Genomic DNA, 18065 nt, shown 5'->3' with positions numbered 1-18065 from the left:
GGTGACCAAGACAGCGTCAGCGCGGTCCTGGGTAGTCCATCCTCATACGGTCTACCGCGTGTTCAAATACACGATTTACTGCCTTCTGGCCTTGAACGTATACCTGTTCTTCCAGGAAGAGATCCTTTCAGCGCGTGAGGTTTTCGGAGCCGATATTGCCTGGGGTCAGCTCACCGAGGCGTTCTCGGCCACCATCGACACCGCGGCCTGGGTGGTGCTGCTTTTATTGTTCGAACTCGAAACCGCCGTTATTCCGGACGAGAAACTGCGGGGCGGACTCAAATGGGCGTTGCTGGCCGTCCGTACCGTTTCCTACGCCTTTATTCTCTGGGCTTTCTACGGTTACGTCTTCAAGTACGGATACCTCTCGCACACCGTGCCGTTCAGCGTCGAAAACCTGTGTGGCCTGGTGGACGCCGGTTACACCTGGGTCGAGGACCTCGATCAGTACCCGTCGCTGGACCTGGCGGCCTGCGCGGCCCTGCAGGGCGAAGCGCTGCTGCGAATCGACGGAACGCAGATCATCGGCACGGGTGAAGCGCTGCGCGCCATTCAGAACCTGGCGCTGGTCGATATCATCAATGCCGGTGACTGGCTGATCATCGTGGTTCTGCTGGAACTGGAAGTGCTGCTGCAGTTGAAAGGCCGGCTTACCGCACGCCGGTTGCGCATCACGAAAGGGATCGCGGGCGTGTTGTATGCGATTCTGTTTTTCTGTGCGATCTACTGGGGCGTTCTGGGTGATTTTCTCGATTTCTGGGATGCCTTCCTGTGGCTGGTGGCCTTCATCTTCATCGAAATGAACATTTTCCAGTGGCACGAGGAAACGGAGGAATTGAAGGGCGCGACGAATGATCCGGAGGGCAGCGGCAGCGAGGCCGCGCCCGCGGCTGGAAAGGGTGCGGTCTGATGGCTTCCGACCGGGAACTCGGACTCGACCGACCCATTGACAGGCGTCAGTTCTGCCAGGGTACGGCCGTGGCGCTGGGCGCCGGGCTGGCGCCGTGGGCGCAATCCATCGCCGGGCCGGTGCCGGGCTCGCCCGAAATCGGAAAGGGTTATTATCCGCCCGCACTGGCCGGACTGCGCGGCGCGCATCCGGGCTCGTTCGAGGTGGCGCACGGCGTCGTACACCAGGGGCGGCGCTGGTCCAGCGGAACCGACACCGGCGAGGGACGCTTCGATCTGGTGGTCATCGGCGCCGGCATCAGCGGACTGGCCGCGGCCTGGTTCTACCGCCGGGAGCGTCCCGGTGCCCGTATTCTCCTGCTCGACAACCATGACGATTTCGGCGGGCACGCCAAGCGCAATGAGTTCGACATCGGGGGGCGGCGTCACATCGGCTACGGCGGCAGCCAGTCCATCGACACGCCCTCGTCGTACAGCGAAGCGGCCCGGGGATTGCTTAATGAAATCGGCATCGACCTGCAGGCCTTTTACGAAGCCTTCGATCGCGGCATGTACGATCGCCTCGGCCTGCAGCCCGGATGGTGGCTGGACCAGCCCACCTTCGGAATCGACCGGCTGGTGCGTGGCCACCCGTTCGCCTATGGCGGGGGCGGGATGGAATCGGCTGAATCACTGCAACGCTTCGCGCGGGAAATCACTCACACTGAAAATGACCGTGCGGCGTTACTGAACCTTTTTACGGGCAACGAGGATTTTCTGCACGGCCGTTCCCCGGCGGAGAAAGTCGCCTACCTTCGCACACTCAGCTACGACGACTGCCTGCGGCGTCATCTCGGCGCGACCGACTACATCATCCGGCTGATCAATCCGCTCACCTGCAGCTACTGGGGTATCGGCACCGACGGCATATCGGCACGCGAGGCCCTGTTCCTCGGTTTTCCCGGTTTCGACGGCCTGGGTGTGGATCTCGAACGTGACGACCCCCACCACGGCCTGGACAAGAACGATCCGTACATTTTCCATTTCCCGGATGGCAATGCCGGAATTGCCCGCCTGCTGGTGCGTTCGCTGGTGCCCGGCTCGCTGCCGGGCGACTCCATGCGCGACAGCGTGACCGCTACAGCCGATTACACCGCGCTCGACCGGCCGGACAACCGGGTCAAAATCCGGCTCAATGCCACCGCGGTGCACCTGGAACATGCCGGAGGCCGCGGTTCCAACGGCGCGAACCAGGTCAACGTTCGTTACGTGAAGGACGGCGAGGCCTGCGACGTGGCGGCGGATCAGGTCATTTACGCCGGCTACAGCGCCATGCTGCCGCACATCGCGCCGGAATTTCCCGCGGCCCAGGCGGAAGCCTTCGCGACCCAGGTCAAAGTGCCGCTGCTGTACGCGAATATGGCGCTGCGCAACTGGGAGGCTTTCGCCAAACTGGGGTTGCGGTCCGTGCGTTACCCCGGGGGGCTGATGAACCGCATGGAGCTGGATTTCCCGGTGAGCCTGGGCGATTACGAGTTCGCGCGGTCGCCGTCCGACCCGATGATCGTGCACTGGGTGTATGTGCCCACCGTGCCGCACCAGGGGCTGGACGCGCGGACGCAGAACCGGCTGGGCCGCCAGCGCATGCTGGAACTGGGTTTCGAGGATTACGAGCGCGCCATTCGCAAACAGGCGGCGGATGCCCTGTCGGCAGGCGGATTCGACCCCGCGCGCGACATCGTCGGGCTGACGGTGAATCGCTGGCCGCACGGCTACGCTTACGAGTACAACGACCTTTACGACCCGCCGGAATTCAACCGCTATAACGGTCCGCACGTGACCGCGCGTCAGCCGTTCGGCCGCGTGTCCATCGCCAATTCGGATGCCGAGGCGTTCGCCTACGTCAACGGCGCCATCGACGCGGCCTGGCGGGCCGTGCGCGAACGCCTGGAGTGATTCACCGCGGCCTGGTCGCGCGCCAGCGCGCGATCACCGCTTCTAACCGGCTGATCGCTTTCCCGGGGTGACCGAATCGGTTTCGGGCCGCGTGGACGGGGTGTGACGTCCGGTCGAATGCTGCGTTTGCAACTAACCCACGATGAAGTACAGGACCGCCGCGATCGCCGCGGCAATGACGGCGTATGGAATTTGAGTGATCGCGTGCTGATAGGGGGTCGTGCCCGTGGCCTGGGCGGTCAGCACGGTGGCGTCGGTATAAAAGCAGGCATGGCTGCCGAAGGTGGAAGCCGACAGGGTGGCGCCGATCACCAGCGACATGTCGGCATCCAGCGCATTGGCCAGAGTCGTGACGATGGGCAGCACGATTACGAACACACCCCAATTCGATCCGGTGGCGAATGACAGTGCGCCCATCGACAGGAAAATGGCGGCCGGCAGCATCCCCGCCGTCATGTGCGGGCTGATGACGTCGATCACGAACTGTGACAGCCCCATGCGCTGGTTGATTTCGTCCAGCAGGTAGGCCGCGACCAGCGCCGCCAGCGGTTCGAGCATGGTTTTGAAGCCGTCGAGTACCGCGTTGTAGGTTTCCTCCACATTCAAGGTGCGGCGCACCGCGATCATGATGACGTACAGGGCCAGGGTCAGGTAGATGCCCTTGAGAAAATCGTAGTCGAAATACCAGGTCGACGCGGCCAGGATGACCATCGGCACGATGAATTCCGCCGGGTGGCCACGGACGCCGTCCTTGACGGTAATCGACCGGTTGGCGGCCTCGATGTGCTCGGCGCCGGGTGGCACCGTGATTCCGGTCGCGGCCCGGGCCTCGGCCCGTTTCATCGGCCCGATGGCCGGGATCACGCCGACGATGGCCAGCGGCACGATCAGGATGGCCGCCCAGGCGTAAAACATGTAAGGAATGGCCGCGATGTAGGCCTTCAACCCTTCGCCTTCCGCGGCGACGCCGTTTTCCACCAGCAACGCACCGAAGAAAACCGCCCAGGTCGAAATTGGAATGATGACGCTGACCGGCGCGGCCGTGGAATCCACCACGTAGGCCAGCATTTCGCGCGATGTGCGAAAGGAATCGGTCACCTTGCGCATCGCCGCGCCGACGGCGATCGAGTTCAGGTAGTCGTCGACGAACAGGAACAGGCCCAGCACCCATGCGGTCAGCAAGCCGCCGCGCTGAGTGCGCACGCGGGAGATGATGGCCTGGGTGAACGCGGTAACGGCCCCGGTGCGGATGAACAGCGCGATCAGGCTGCCCATGAAACCGCAGACGAGAATCACCCAGCCGACGGTTTCGTTCTGCATCACCGACAGCGAAATCTCCGCCGCCAGGCCCAGCGCATCCGCCGGCGCCACCATGAACAGGCCAACGATGGTGCCGGCCAGCAATGACTCGATGGTGCGGTGGGACCACAGCGCCAGGCCGACCACCACCAGGGTCGGCACCAGACTGAGGACGCCGAATTCATCCATGCGCGGCCTACCGGTAACGGCCTGTCATTCTTCGATCGGCCCGTCCGGTGAATAGATCACGTAGATCTTGGTGTAGCCCTCGGTATCCCACACACCGGTCCAGTCGGCCGGAATCACCACCGAGTCGCCGGCCTGAATTTCCGTCACCGTGCCGTCGCTCGAGGTCAGCGTGACGCCGCCCTCCAGGAAATGCATGTATTCGTTCACGCCGTATGGTTCGGTGATGTCGAAGCGGACTTTTCCGGAACGGTACATGCCGGCGTCGAACTGCCGGTCGGAAGACAGAAACACTTCGACATCGTGAGTGGTATTGCCATTGCGCGTCAGCACAACCGGATCGTAATCCTCGAAGATTGCACCGGCGATCTGTGCCTGGCTCATCTTGACCGGGTGCGAGCCCCCGGCCGCCGAAGTCAGAACCGGACAGGTGATGAGCGACGCTGCCAGAACGACAAGCATCCGATTGTGAAAAGGCTGAATGGGCATCGCGATTTTCTCCTGCGAGTTCGAGGCTTTGAACAACCAGTCTTCAGCAGCATAGCCGCAGCGATCTCAAAGGAGAAGTGGGTGGGGCGATCGGCGATGGGTTCAGGCGAGCTGCTTCAACTGACGCCAGGTTTCGGCATGGGCGGCCTGAAACGCGGTAGCTATCGGTGCGGCATCGCCCTGCAGCCACGCCGTATCGAGCGCCGGTGCGAAGCGTGCCCGCAGGCGGGGAGGAACGGTCACCGCGGGCAGGCCCGCGGTTTCCAGTAGCCAGCCAGACACGAAGCGCGCCAGGCGCCCGTTGCCATCCGCGAAGCCGTGGATCATGTTGATCGCGACGTAGGCCAGAATCGCGCGCGACGGTCCGGCTTCGACTTTCGGCAGAATGGTGCCCAGGGTTTGGCGAACCGTGCCCACCACGCGTTCCGGCGGAGTCAGGGGCAGGTTTCGGATCGCGTTGGGAGCGGGTTTGAACTGGCCCGGCATGGCGTCTGCGCGAGCGTGTGTGTTCGCTGCCCCTTCCGCGACCCCACCCACTTCCCCGCTCTCTTCCCCGGCACCGTCGGTGGCCCGAATCAGCCTGGCGTGCCAGTAGCGCAGCCAGGCTTCGCCATCATCACCTTGCAGCCAATCGGCACGGCATTTCTTGCGCTCGCGCAAAACGCCTATCAGGTTGCCCAATTGCCATTGGTCCGGATCAGGCCGGTTGGGTCCGGTGGCGAGAAACCGTTCATGCCGGCGGGTCACGGCGTCGTCCGTGTCCGCGAGGTTTGCCAGGGCGCAGGCTTCCAGAAAGGCGAGCGCTTCGGTCCGGCCCTGGGGCTGGAATGCGTCAGCCCGTGGGCGAATGCCGTTCAGGGAATCGGCGATGGCCTCCAGTCGCGCGATGGAATCGGGGTCCGCTTCACACAGGGCGGGAGGAGTCTCGCCGAGGGCGGCGCGCAGTTCGGTCACCGAACGGTCGTTCACGGCACGTGACACGGCCGGGGCCAGACGCTCGTGCTCATCGAGTAGCGACATCAGCAGATGCGCGGCCCGGTGCAGTTGCGGATCCGGCATTGGCGAGGCGATAAGGTCCGCCAGGTGCCGCCGCGCACGGTCGCGGCGCCCCCGGCAGGCCTGCAGCAAGGCCAGGTTCAGGCGGGCCTGGGCCAGCGCGGGATCACGCTCGAGTGCTGCCTTGAAGCAGGCGGCTGCCTCCTCGTGCGCTTCCAGACTGGCCAGGCAGGTTCCGATGTTGTTCCGCAGCAGGGCATCACCTGGCCGGCGCGGCTCGATCCGGCGATAGACGGTGAGCGCCTCTTCCCAGCGCGCATCCGCGCGTAGCTGGTCGGCGTGCGCCAGGGAGGCCTGGTCCACCTCTTTCCGGAATGCGGCGGCCGCGCGCCGTGGCGCCGTGAGGCCGGGGTTTTCGCGCGCCATGGTTTCCAGCCACCCGGCGGCGGCCTCGGCGCCGGACCGGCCGGCCTGTGCCCGAGCGGCGATCAACCAGGCCTCGTCGTGGTCCGGCAACGAACGGATGGCCTGTTCGCTGGCATGGAATAGTTCGGGTGACGCGGGACCCCGGGCCAGGACCCGGGAAAGTGCCAGCCAGGCATGTCCGTCGGCCGGATTGCGCCGCACCCGTTCACGCAGTCTGTCGATTTCGTCCTGGGTCACCGGCGGGCCGCTCCCTGTCAGAGGCGTCAGGCCAATCGCCTGATCAGGCGTCAGGTTAGTGGCCCCTCCCGGGGATTTCCAGACCGCCGGGTCGTTTTGGCCATCCCGTCTCGTCAGGGTGCCGCAAGGTCACAGTCGCGCGGCGCACACCGGAGTGGTCACGGAGTGATCGCTAACGCCGGGGATCGCGGTTCAGCAGATGATGCAGCAGATTGTCCTGGAAAGTCGGGTTGCCGGTCATGCGGTCGTGGTGTTCACACAGGAACAGGGGGTAGTCGAGCGGGAAATCGATGTACTGGTGCCTTCGCAGCGACGGGTCCAGGTGTTCGCGCGCCAGCAGGGAGGCCTTGGTGACCGTGCCGTCTCCGGGTTCGAGCATCAGCATGTCGTAGTCGATGCCAGCCACAGGCCGCGCGATATCCGTGGGACGCAGGCGGATTTCGGAAACGCCGTCGACTTCCTCGACCAGCAGGCGGGTTGGTGTGAGCTGACAATCACCGCCGAACACGACCAGCCGATAGGGGGCTTGCGGTACCGGCACCGTCAGTGACCAGACGAAGCGCCGGGCGCGCTTCAACCGTTTGTCGAACCAGGCTTCGAGTGTCCGCAGATAGGTTGTGCCTTCTTCCGCGGTTTCGAACCGGGCTAGGATGCGCTGGCGCACCTCGGGATCGAAGATCGACCACTGGAAGCGGCGCCAGACGTCGATATCGAACAGGTCGCGTTGCAGCGGCCGGCCTTCCGTCGTCACCAGCCATTCGCTGAGGCTGTGCGGGAACAACTGAAAGACACTCGGCATGGTTGCCAGGACTTCGGTGGGAATGCCCCGGAGCCCGATTCGATAGCCCTTGATGAAGGCGTGCAGCGTACTGGCCGATCCGAGGTTTGGCGTGCCCAGCAACAGGGTGCGGCGTACCGTGGCCGCACCGTCGAAGTTCACCGGAAACTGATTGTCGTCGAGCACGTCGGTGCGGCCGTAACGCAGGTAATAGCGAGCGATCAGCCCGCCCATACTGTGGGCGATCAGGTCCACTTTCAGGTCGGGATCGCCGTGATCACGCCGGATCTGGTCGATCCAGTCGGCCAAACGTTGCGCGTTCACGACGTTGTCCTGGCGCCAGTCGTAGGCGAATACGTAGTAGTGACGGCCGCTTCCCCCGTCCGGTGGTCGTCCCGGTTGCGCCCGGCGGTAGCGGCCGGCGGTTTCGAGTACTTCGATGATGTTGCCGTAATAATCCCGGCCGGCGACGCGATCGGTCAGTCCGGTGGGCGTCAGGCGAGACGGCACCGGTTCCAGGGTTTCCGGATCGATCGTCAGCGCCAGTTCGTCATAATCGGAGAAAATCAGGCGTCCCAGCCCTCCGAACCAGGCCTCGGCCCCGGTCTCGCCATCCGCCAGCCGGGCGCCGAGAATGCCGTGAATGAGGATGACTGGTGGCTGCCCCGACGGATCGTTCTGCCGATGCAGGCGCTCCAGGTCCGGTTTCATCGGCGTGGTACAGGCGCACGACAGAATCAGCAGCGCGGCCAGCGACGGCCAACGGCTGCGGATATGCCAGCGCGTGTCCATGCCCGATTATGGAGCGACTTCCCGTTCGGTATCCAGCAGAGCCGTATCGGTATTGAAGCTGTACCAGGCGAACCAGAACATGCGATGGGCATCGTGGACCTCACCGGAATCGTCACGCGTCACGGTCACCCGTCCGTCTGCCGCGCGTTGCCAAACCAGGGTGGTGCCGTCGAGGGGCAGGTGCACGACAGTGTCCGCGGTGAGTCTGCGCTCGCTGACGGCGAACGCACCCTGCGGCAGGCGCAGGCCGTGCACGACCTCCTTGGGATGAAGCAATCGAGCGGCCTCGGCGTTGGCGGGAAACATCAAGCGCGGACTGCTGGCGTAGTCGCCGTACGGTTTCTTGTTGGTCACCCGCAGGGGACGCCCCGCGTCGGCGGCCAGTACCCCGGTCGCCGGATGGGCCGCCCGCCATTCCGACCAGGTGGTCATCGACAAGGGTATCCCGGTCAGTGTTTCCCCGCGCCTGGGACCGGCGATGGCGGTGCCGGTGATCTGCTGCCACAGGGATTTGCTGTCCCGGTCGTACAGGATCAGATCGCTGTTGTGCAGCAGGCCGGATACGCCGAATTCGACGGTCTTGTCACCGAGTTGGCGGTGGAATGCCAGGCCGGAGCCGCACAGTGGGCAGTAGGTGATGGCGATCGGCTGGTTCGCGACCGTATCGTTGACGACTTCGCTGTGGTTCAGGATGTAGGCCGGGTAGGCGCGGGCCACGCCGTCGATCACGACGCCCAGTACCAGGTCGTCATCCGCGATCCCGGCGGCTGCATCCGCGCTGGCGAACCCGGGTTCGTCAATCGAGATGATACAGTCCCGTTTCGGGCAGCCCTGGTGTACGTCTGCGATGGGCACATCGATGTGACCCTGCCGCGTGATTTGGAAGGTTTCGGCAAGAATGTCGGTCTTCCATGCAGAGTCCCGAGCGTTGGCCGGGATGGAGCAGGCCGCGGCCAGAACGATCAGCAGAGCCACCAGGCTGGTGCGTTGGCGCGGTTGCGGTGCGCAGAGTCGGGGGTCGGTCATGTTTTTATTGTCCTGGGCCGGTGGCGCGTGTGAATTCAGGTATTTCCGACCGGAATTCCCGGGCTTATCTTGCAGCGCCGGCCAGGATGCGGGCACGGTCCCGCACCGTTTGAGGAGGAGGATTCATGCAGGAAGTCGTACGTTTTGAGAATCGCGGCGGGCAACAGCTGACCGGATCACTGCATCGTCCCGATGCCGGTCGGCCGCGGGCCTGGGCATTGTTCGCGCATTGTTTCACCTGTACCCGGAACGTGAAGGCGGCGGTCAATATCGCCGAGGCCCTGAGTCGGGAAGGCATCGCGACCCTGCGCTTTGATTTCACGGGCCTGGGGCAGAGTGAGGGGGAATTCGCCGATACCCATTTCTCCAGCAACGTGGATGATCTCGAAGACGCCGCCGCTTTTCTGCGTGAAGCTCATGAAGCGCCGCAGATACTGGTGGGGCATTCGCTGGGTGGCACGGCCTGCCTGCAGGTCGCATCGAGGATCGACGAGGTCCGGGCGGTGGCGACCCTGGGTTCGCCCGCCGAAGCCGAACACATCCTGCACCTGCTCGACGATGACCTCGAACGTATCGAGGAGGAGGGCGCGGCGCGGGTGAAACTCGCCGGGCGTTCGTTCACGATCCGGCGCGATTTTCTCGAAGACGTGCGTTCGCAATCGGTACGGGACGGCATCGGCAAATTGCGGCGTGCCTTGCTGGTGATGCATTCGCCGGTGGACGAGGTCGTCAGCATCGACGAAGCTGCGCGAATCTATACCAGCGCGCGCCATCCCAAGAGTTTCATCAGCCTTGATGGAGCCGATCACCTGCTCAGCGACGAACGCGATTCGCGTTTTGCGGGTGCGGTCCTGGCGTCCTGGGCGGCGCGATACATGGAACGGGATGCGCCGGCCATACCGGAAGCTCATTACGCCGGGGGCGAAACCGTCGTTGTTGGCAGGGCGGAACACGGTTTTCGGGTATCCATCAACGCCGACGGTCACCGCATGCGGGGGGACGAACCCGAATCGGTGGGTGGTGCGGAAAGCGGCCCCACGCCCTACGACCTGTTGTCGGCCGCGCTGGCGAGTTGCACCGTCATGACCGTCAACATGTATGCGCGGCACAAGGGGCTGCCGCTGGAATCGGTGGAGGTCCGGGTGCGCCATGGCAAAATCCACGCGAAAGACTGTACGGACTGCGAGACGCGTAAAGGGAAAATCGATCGCTTCGAACGGGTTCTGAACCTGACCGGCGACCTCGATGCCGATCAGCGTCAACGCCTGCTCGAAATCGCCGACCGGTGCCCGGTTCACCGCACGCTCCATGGCGAAGTACGGATCGAGAGCCGGCTGGGGGACTGAAGCCGGCGCCGGGGGTTCGCGCGGACGACATCGTGCATCCCGGCGCTTTCCTGGCGCAGGTCAAGCCGCGGGCGCCTGCCGGATTGAAGTTTCGGATCAGGTGGCTATAGTGAGCCATCTCTCACCGTCCGGAAGCTGACCGCATGAAGAAAACCCCGTTACACGCCGCCCACCTCGCCGCGGGCGCACGAATGGTGGACTTTTCCGGCTGGGAAATGCCGATTCATTACGGATCCCAACTCGACGAACATCACCAGGTGCGCCGCGCCGCAGGCATGTTCGACGTGTCCCATATGACGGTTGTCGACCTGACGGGAAGCGGTGTTCGCGACTACCTGTCGCGGCTGCTGGCCAATGATATCGCGCGCCTGCAACGTCCGGGCAAGGCGCTGTACAGCTGCATGTTGAATGACGCGGGTGGGGTTATCGATGACCTGATCACCTACTACCTGGCGGAGAACCATTTCCGGATGGTGGTCAACGCCGCCACGCGTGACAAGGATCTGGACTGGTTGCGCAGCCAGGCCGAATCGTTCGAGGTGGATGTGCGCGAACGCGGCGACCTCGCGATGATCGCTGTGCAGGGGCCGCTGGCCCGCGACCGCGCGCTGGCGGTTTTACCCGATGCCGTGGCCACCGCGGCAGCTCCGCTGGAGCCATTCTTTGCCTGTGCCCACGGCGACTGGTTCGTGGCGCGCACCGGCTACACCGGCGAGGACGGTTTCGAATTGACCGTTCCGGCCGCGGAGGCCGAGTCGTTGTGGCAGGGTTTGCTGGATGCGGACGTGTCACCGTGCGGATTGGGCGCGCGGGATACCCTGCGGCTCGAAGCCGGCATGAATCTGTACGGCCAGGACATGGACGAGAGCGTGACACCACTGGAATCCGGACTCGGCTGGACCGTGGCGATGAAGGACGATCGCGATTTCATCGGCCGGCCCGCCCTGGAAAAGCAGAAGGCAGACGGGGTGGCGCGCCGGTTCGTTGGCCTGGTGCTGGAGGATCGCGGTGTTTTGCGCGCCCATCAGGCCGTGTTCACCGAAGCCGGCGAGGGTGTAACCACCAGCGGCGGATTTTCGCCGACCCTGCAATGCGCGATCGCGCTGGCCCGGATACCCGCCGGAGAAGCCGGTGAGTGCGAAGTGGAGGTGCGTGGAAGAAGGCTGAAGGCCCGAATCGTGCGGCCGCCGTTCGCCCGCAATGGGGGACCCTGTGAGGGGATTCTGCCGGCTTCCGGGTGAAGGTTTTGTAACCGCCCCGGGGTGGGGCTAGAATGCAGCGCGGGTCACGTGAATTTGTGACAGCACACCGGCACAACAGCGAGGGATCACGGGCATGAGCGACATTCCATCCGATTTGCACTACCGCGACAGCCACGAGTGGGTGCGCGTCGAGGACGACGGCAGCGTGGTCGTCGGCATTACCGATCATGCCCAGGCTGCCCTGGGAGATATCGTTTTCGTGGAGTTGCCCGAACCCGGGCTGAGCTATGCCCAGGGAGATGCCTGCGCAGTGATCGAATCGGTCAAGGCGGCATCGGACATCTACGCACCGATCAGTGGCGAAGTCATCGAGGCCAACCCGGCGCTGGAGGACGATCCCGCGCTGGTGAATTCGGATCCCTACGGCGATGGCTGGCTGTTCAGCCTGGCGCCTTCCGCGGCTGATGAAATCAGTAGCCTGATGGATTCCGAGGGCTACGCCGAGTCGATCGAGGAATAGGCGCTCGAGCCAGTCTCATTGAAAAGGCCCGCGAACCGCGGGCCTTTTTGCATCAGGGTCGAGGCTCTCCGGGCTAACGCCGCGCCGCTCAGTAACGCAGTCCGAGTCGTTCGTACAGGAACGACATCAGCCAGGCGGGTCCTACAAGAAGAAACTGCAGGTCTTTGAAAAATGAAGGTCTCTTGCCTTCAATGGCATGGCCGATGAACTGGCCGATCCAGGCGATGATAAACAGTGAAACGGCGATCGCCCACAGTGGCCACGGGGCCGCTGTGTCCACGATGGAGGTGAGCCAGAGCAGGAAAACGTGAAACAAGAGCACGCCCAGACCGAGCTGGAACGAGAGCCTGAAGTAGTAGACTTGCGCCAGAACGAGCGCTATCAATGCCCAATTGAGCGGGATTCCTTCGGGCTGCCACCCGTTCGGAAAAGGCAGGGCCCACAGTAGGGCGACCACGGTCCAGACGATAACCGGCACGCAGGCCCAGTGCAGCTTCTTGTTCAGCGGGTCGCGGTGGCTGGCCCCGTATTCATTCAGCAGTTCTTCCACTCTTCGCATGGTTTCACTCCCGGGGGTGCCGGCGGGCTAGCCCTGCTCCTGCTGCCGGGGCGGGTTTTCGGGCTCGCGTTCCGGGCCGGTCAGGCGGGTCAGGGCCTCGCGGTAGCGATCCGCGGTTGCCTCGATCACGGCGGGCGGCAACCGGGGGCCGGGCGGTTTCTTGTCCCAGTCCAGGGTTTCCAGGTAGTCGCGCACGTATTGCTTGTCGAAACTCGGAGGGCTGCAACCGGGTGCATAGGATTCAATCGGCCAGAAGCGAGACGAGTCCGGTGTGAGGACCTCGTCCATCACCTTGAGCTCACCGTCGTGGTCGAGCCCGAACTCGAATTTGGTATCGGCGATGATGATGCCACGGCGCTCGGCATGCGCCACCGCGAACCGGTACAGAGCGATGCTGGCTTCGCGGACCCGGCGGGTCAGGTCGGTCCCGATGGCCGACTCGACTTCCGCCACCGTGATGTTCTCGTCGTGATCACCGGCAGCCGCCTTGCTCGAGGGCGTGAAGATGATTTCCGGCAGGCGCTCGGCCTGCTGCAGGCCCGGAGGCAGCGCGATGCCGCTGACCGAGCCCTCCGCCCGGTAGTCTTTCCAGCCCGATCCGATCAGGTAGCCGCGCACGATGGCTTCGAGCGGCAGGGGTTTCAGCCGGCGGACGATGACGGCGCGATGGCGCAGGCTTTCGCGCAGGCCGGAATCGCGGATGATGTCGTCGAGCGCGATGGGCGCCAGGTGATTGGGCACGATGTGCCCGGTGCGGTCAAACCAGAAATTCGAAATCCGCGTGAGAATTTCGCCTTTGCCGGGAACCGGGTCGGGCAGTACGACGTCGAATGCGGACAGCCGATCGGAGGCGACGATCAGCATGTGCTCGTCGTCGATGGCAAAGCTGTCACGCACCTTGCCCTGGTGGATCAGCGGCAGGTCGGTGACTTGGCCGGTTTCATAAGTCTTCGTATTCGCGTTCACGGTTCGTTCCGCTGGATGACAGCCGATAGTTTACGTGCGGTGCCGGGCGCTTGGCGAGGCCTGTCCGGGGTTTCGACCCGGCGGCCGGCTTCGGGGATAATCGGCCCGCGCATTCGTATCAAGTCGAGAGTTCATGACAATGGGTAATGGCATCCCCCGCCACTGGTGGGGAAAAATCATCGGCACCGTCGTCGGTATCTTCCGTGGCGGCCTCATGGGTGCTGTCATCGGTTTCGTATTCGGTCACCTGGTCGATCGTTTTCTGGGCGGTATTCTCGGTGTGGGCGCCACGCGTGAAGCGTTCTTCGATGGTTTGTTCAGTGCTCTCGGACATCTGGCCAAGGCCGACGGCCGGGTTTCGGAATCGGAAATCCGCATGGTCGAGTCATTGATGGCGCGCATGCAGATCACCGGCGAAGAACGGCGCCGGGCCATCCGCCTGTTCAACCAGGGCAAGCAGGCGGGCTTCGATCTCGAGGCGGGTCTGCGTCCGTTCGCCCAGCATGCAATGGCCCGGCCGGACTTGCGCCGGATGTTCATGGAAATCCTGGTCGAGGCGGCTTTTTCCAGCGGCGAGGCAACCGAGAACGAACTGGCGGTTCTGCAGCGGGTGGCGCGGGATCTGCATATCGCACCGGCCTGGTTCGCGGCCATGCTGCAGGCTCGCGGCGGATCGGCGGGGGCGGGCAGTGGGCGACGGGGCGCCGCCGGCGTGGTGCGCGGAAGCCTGGAGCAGGCCTACGCCCAATTGGGTTTGAAGCCCGGGGCCGGTGATGCCGAGGTCAAGCGGGCCTACCGCAAGCTGGTGAGCCAGTACCACCCGGACAAACTGGTGGCACGCGGACTGCCCGAGGAAATGATGGAAATGGCCCGGTCGCGGGTGCGGGACATCAACACGGCTTACGATCAGATCAAGGAAGCACGGGGTATCAAATAGTCCGGACGACCGGGCCGTGCGGGTCCGGGTGCAATCCGTGTAAGCTGTCGCCCCTGCTCATCATGGCCCCGGAGGCAAGCCGCATGAAACAATCAACCGTCATCGCCCCGTCCATCCTGTCGGCGAATTTCGCGCGGCTGGGGGATGAAGTCGAAGCCGTGCTCGAAGCCGGTGCCGACTGGGTGCATTTCGACGTGATGGACAACCACTACGTGCCCAACCTGACCATCGGGCCGATGGTGTGCGAGGCGCTCCGCAAGCACGGCATCGAGGCGCCGATCGACGTGCACCTGATGGTGGAGCCGGTGGATGAACTGGTGCCGCAGTTCGCCGATGCCGGGGCCAGCGTGATCAGCTTTCATCCCGAAGCCAGCCGGCATGTGGACCGCACCCTGCAACTGATCCATGACCACGGCTGCCAGGCCGGACTGGTACTCAACCCGGCGACCCCGGTCGAGGTGCTGGACTGGACCCTGGAACAACTCGACCTGGTGTTGCTGATGTCGGTCAACCCGGGATTCGGGGGCCAATCGTTCATTCCCTACGTGTTGAACAAGGTCCGCGAAGTCCGCGGCCGCATCGATGCCCTGGGCCGTGACATCCGCCTGGAGGTGGACGGCGGCGTGAAAGTGCAGAACATCGGTGACGTCGCGGCGGCGGGCGCGGATACCTTCGTTGCCGGGTCGGCCATTTTCGGCGCCGACGACTACACGGCGACCATCAAGGCGATGAAACAGAACGCGGACGGGTGCTGAACCGGCGGTTGTCGGGCGATGCCTGGTCCTTCGAAGGGGTTTTCCCGGGCGCGCCCCCGCGGCTGGGCAGAGCTGTCACCACGTAGCGCAGCGGCCCGCCTGTCGTGGCGGCGCCGAACGGGTAGCAGGTCACCAGGCTGAGCCGGCGGCGCCCGGGTTCGATGACGAGTTCGGCCCTACGACTGTCAATCACCTCCGCATGGGTCATTTCGTAGATTTCGGTTCCGTGCCCGGTTTCCAACTCCAACCGATCACCCGGACGCAGTTGTTCCAGGAACCGGAAATGCGTGTCACGGTGGCCGCTCAGCACGCGGTCGAGGCCTGCTCCCGGTCCGTTTGCGAACACCGGTCCGAATGCCAGATTGCGACCCGACTGACCCGCGAGAACAAACTGCTCCAGGCCCAGTCGGGGGACCCGCAACACGCCGGCAGGCAGGGTGTCGGCCCAGGGCCATGGCGGTGAGTCGGCATTGCCGTCGCGCACCGCCTGCCAACTTCGGGACAGCAGAACCTGCGCCAGCTCCGCCTTGACGGGAATCCAGACCGCATGCAACGCCAGGGCCGCGGCGGAACCGGCAACAAGAAAAAAGACGGCGGTGCGTGGCACCGCCGTCAGGGCCCGTGGAGGACGTATCCGGGAGCGGTCAGGCCGCGCCATGTCGTACTCGCGACGGGCGCGAGGGAGAGGAGAACCACATCAGGGCCACGCTGATGGACAGCAGGAGCAGCGCGAAGAAAAGTTGCACCGGCCAGTGGGTCGCGGTGGATGCGAATCCGCTTGCCTGGCCACTGCTGCCGGCCGGCAGCAGGCTGGGAACGTCCTCGGCCCGCAAGGCCTGGCTGGCCGGTCGAACCGGCTCCGGCGCCACCGCCACCATGCCGGTGTAGGCGGTGAGCAGGCCAAAGTCCAGGGCCAGATCGGTGACCTCGCCGCGGACGAAATCGGGATCGGCGCCGAACACCCGGCTGTCTTCGAGGGATTCGATCTTGCTGCGGGCCCACAGGGTCGCGATGTTCTCGCTCCCGCGGCCGGGGAGCGGTTGCCGAACCTGTTCCCAGGGCTGGCCGCCGAGCTGGCCGCACAGACGGATTTCCGCCGGTTCGCGCGGCAGGCGCGCGAACAGCCACAGGGGTTCGCCCGCGTACAGGTCCGGAATGACTTCCGGATAGGTTTCGGCCGCGACACCCCAGTCCACGCAGAGATCACTGAGCGCCGGGTTCTCGATGCGCGACCACAGGGCGGCCATGCGCTCTTCCACTTCGTTCAGTTTGCCGACGTGGGTGTGATGGCCGCGCCCGATTTCGGCCGCCTTGCGCATGAAGCCCCGGTTGGGTGCGGAGCCGATGGAAACGGTGAACAGACGGCTGGCGCCCAATTGCTCGCCGATCTGCAGAAGCAGGTCACCCTCGTTGCCGACACTGCCGTCGGTGACGAACACGATTTGCCGCAACAATCCGGGCCAGGCCGGCTGCAGCATGGCGTCCTGCAAGGCCGGCGCCATGTTGGTGCCGCCGTTGGCACGCAGGTCGTCGATGAAATCACCGGCTGTGACGAGGCTGGCCGCGTCGGCCGGCACGCTTCGCTCGAACAGGCGTTCGCTCACCGAGTCGAATCGGATGATGTTGAAGCGATCGTCGGGTCCCAGCCGTTGCAGTCCCTGGTGGAGGGCGGCCTGGGCCTGCCGCAGTGATCGGCCTTCCATCGAACCGGAGGTGTCGATGATGAAAACCACGTCGCGCGGCTGGGGCGCGACGGCTTCGGGCAGGGGCGGGGCGACCATCAGCATGGCGTAAATCGCGTCGCCGTCATCCCAGGTCATCAGGGCGGACTCCGGTTCGCGGCCCCGCTCGGTGGCCCATTCCAGGGTGAACACCCGGTCGGTGCGCGTGTCGGGATCCGCGACGAAGACATCGTAGCCGCCCAGGGCCGGGTGCACCTCGATGTCGTGGTAGCGGCTTTCCAGGCGAGCCAGGCTCAGCCCGGTGCGCAAGCGGACTCCGAGCTGGAGGTGGTGGTCGTCGAGGCCGCCCGAAGTTCCGATGCGGGGAGTGGTTTCCGACCAGGCGGTCTCAACCCGTCGCGGGCCCGCCGCCTGCCAGCGCGGGGTGAAGGTGAGGGGGAGATTCAGGCTGAACACGCCGTCGTGGTAGTCCACGTGAGCGAGAAATCCGATTTCCACCACCAGTTCCTCGTCCGGGCCGATATTGGCCAGGCGGGTTTGAAACTGGTTGGGTCTTTCCTGTTCCACCAGCGCGGCGATCCGGCCGGACGATCGAGCCTGCTGGTATTGGCGGCGGGCGGTGCCCTTCTCGCGAATCTCGCCCTCGATCACCCGGCCGCCGGCTTCGATACGCAGGCGGTCGACCGCGGAACCCCGAGGCAGCGGAAAACGATAGATGGCTTCCGACCAGGCCGTTCCGGTATTGCGAAAGCGCTGGCGTACCTCGATCCGGGCCACCAGCCCGGTGACATCGGCGGCGATGTCGGTATCGAGGGCGACTGCGCGCAGATTGCTGCCGTTGCCGCGGAATTCCAGGCCCCAGTGCTCTTCGCCTCCGGTTGAGGCCTCGGCGGTACTCATTCGAACCAGCAACAAAGCGGTCAGAATCACCCAGAGAATCAGTAGAGCCCGGTCCTGCCAGGTCAACCAGCCCCGCTTCGCGCGGCGCGGCGGTACATAGACCTCCCGGCGGGCGCCGGCCGGCC

Annotated in this window: 16 protein-coding genes; 7 read left to right on the top strand and 9 right to left on the bottom strand. The window is 64.7% G+C overall.

Going from position 1 to position 18065, the window contains the following annotated elements; all coding sequences use genetic code 11:
* Nucleotides 1–58: 58 nt before the first annotated feature.
* Entirely contained in the window at nucleotides 59–910 is an 852-nt protein-coding gene (locus tag V3330_RS15920; protein WP_354696434.1) for a hypothetical protein, read from the top strand.
* The gene (locus V3330_RS15915; protein WP_354696433.1) at nucleotides 910–2844 is read left to right on the top strand and encodes an FAD-dependent oxidoreductase; all 1935 of its coding nucleotides are present in this window, start codon (nucleotides 910–912) and stop codon (nucleotides 2842–2844) included. Before V3330_RS15920 ends, V3330_RS15915 begins: the two co-directional genes overlap by 1 nt.
* A gap of 132 nt (nucleotides 2845–2976) precedes the next feature.
* Here the strand turns inward: V3330_RS15915 and V3330_RS15910 are convergent, their stop codons facing one another.
* The 5 genes from V3330_RS15910 to V3330_RS15890 form a co-directional block, all read right to left on the bottom strand.
* On the bottom strand, nucleotides 2977–4332 hold the full coding sequence (locus V3330_RS15910; protein ID WP_354696432.1) for a Na+/H+ antiporter NhaC family protein: 1356 nt from the start codon (nucleotides 4330–4332) through the stop codon (nucleotides 2977–2979).
* Between the two features lie 24 nt (nucleotides 4333–4356).
* The gene (locus V3330_RS15905; RefSeq protein WP_354696431.1) at nucleotides 4357–4818 is read right to left on the bottom strand and encodes a cupin domain-containing protein; all 462 of its coding nucleotides are present in this window, start codon (nucleotides 4816–4818) and stop codon (nucleotides 4357–4359) included.
* A 102-nt stretch (nucleotides 4819–4920) separates the two neighbouring features.
* Nucleotides 4921–6477 (bottom strand): Fic family protein, encoded by a 1557-nt coding sequence (locus tag V3330_RS15900; RefSeq protein WP_354696430.1) that lies wholly within the window; start codon nucleotides 6475–6477, stop codon nucleotides 4921–4923.
* Nucleotides 6478–6649: 172 nt separating this feature from the next.
* Nucleotides 6650–8047 (bottom strand): alpha/beta hydrolase, encoded by a 1398-nt coding sequence (locus V3330_RS15895; RefSeq protein WP_354696429.1) that lies wholly within the window; start codon nucleotides 8045–8047, stop codon nucleotides 6650–6652.
* Nucleotides 8048–8053: 6 nt separating this feature from the next.
* Complete coding sequence (locus V3330_RS15890; RefSeq protein ID WP_354696428.1) at nucleotides 8054–9073, bottom strand: DUF3179 domain-containing protein; 1020 nt, start codon at nucleotides 9071–9073, stop codon at nucleotides 8054–8056.
* A 125-nt stretch (nucleotides 9074–9198) separates the two neighbouring features.
* On the opposite strand from V3330_RS15890, the gene V3330_RS15885 reads away from it, so the two are divergent.
* The 3 genes from V3330_RS15885 (at nucleotide 9199) to gcvH (ending at nucleotide 12141) form a co-directional block, all read left to right on the top strand.
* Nucleotides 9199–10419, top strand: coding sequence for a bifunctional alpha/beta hydrolase/OsmC family protein (locus tag V3330_RS15885; RefSeq protein ID WP_354696427.1), 1221 nt, complete (start codon nucleotides 9199–9201; stop codon nucleotides 10417–10419).
* A gap of 143 nt (nucleotides 10420–10562) precedes the next feature.
* Nucleotides 10563–11660 carry a glycine cleavage system aminomethyltransferase GcvT gene (gene gcvT / locus V3330_RS15880; RefSeq protein WP_354696426.1) on the top strand — a complete coding sequence of 366 codons (1098 nt, stop codon included), beginning with the start codon at nucleotides 10563–10565 and terminating at the stop codon, nucleotides 11658–11660.
* A 94-nt stretch (nucleotides 11661–11754) separates the two neighbouring features.
* On the top strand, nucleotides 11755–12141 hold the full coding sequence (gene gcvH, locus V3330_RS15875) for a glycine cleavage system protein GcvH (RefSeq protein WP_354696425.1): 387 nt from the start codon (nucleotides 11755–11757) through the stop codon (nucleotides 12139–12141).
* Nucleotides 12142–12229: 88 nt separating this feature from the next.
* Here gcvH and V3330_RS15870 read toward each other — a convergent pair whose 3' ends face one another.
* On the bottom strand, nucleotides 12230–12691 hold the full coding sequence (locus V3330_RS15870; protein WP_354696424.1) for an Mpo1 family 2-hydroxy fatty acid dioxygenase: 462 nt from the start codon (nucleotides 12689–12691) through the stop codon (nucleotides 12230–12232).
* Nucleotides 12692–12727: 36 nt separating this feature from the next.
* Nucleotides 12728–13666, bottom strand: a complete 939-nt coding sequence (locus V3330_RS15865; protein WP_354696423.1) for a phosphoribosylaminoimidazolesuccinocarboxamide synthase — start codon at nucleotides 13664–13666, stop codon at nucleotides 12728–12730.
* 139 nt (nucleotides 13667–13805) lie between these two features.
* On the opposite strand from V3330_RS15865, the gene djlA reads away from it, so the two are divergent.
* Nucleotides 13806–14603: a co-chaperone DjlA gene (djlA, locus tag V3330_RS15860; protein ID WP_354696422.1), complete on the top strand. Its 798-nt coding sequence runs from the start codon at nucleotides 13806–13808 to the stop codon at nucleotides 14601–14603.
* 83 nt (nucleotides 14604–14686) lie between these two features.
* Entirely contained in the window at nucleotides 14687–15358 is a 672-nt protein-coding gene (gene rpe / locus V3330_RS15855; protein ID WP_354696421.1) for a ribulose-phosphate 3-epimerase, read from the top strand.
* Here rpe and V3330_RS15850 read toward each other — a convergent pair.
* Together V3330_RS15850 and V3330_RS15845 are read right to left on the bottom strand one after the other, a co-directional pair.
* Nucleotides 15324–16016: a class GN sortase gene (locus tag V3330_RS15850; RefSeq protein WP_354696420.1), complete on the bottom strand. Its 693-nt coding sequence runs from the start codon at nucleotides 16014–16016 to the stop codon at nucleotides 15324–15326. The genes rpe and V3330_RS15850 overlap by 35 nt on opposite strands.
* The coding region (locus tag V3330_RS15845) for a marine proteobacterial sortase target protein (protein ID WP_354696419.1) at nucleotides 16003–18065 on the bottom strand (2063 nt) is incomplete at its 5' end. The genes V3330_RS15850 and V3330_RS15845, both read right to left, overlap by 14 nt.

The sequence above is a fragment of the Elongatibacter sediminis genome, from assembly GCF_037892215.1.
Taxonomy (GTDB): domain Bacteria; phylum Pseudomonadota; class Gammaproteobacteria; order Xanthomonadales; family SZUA-36; genus Elongatibacter; species Elongatibacter sediminis.
This window is presented reverse-complemented; position numbering and strand designations above follow the sequence as displayed.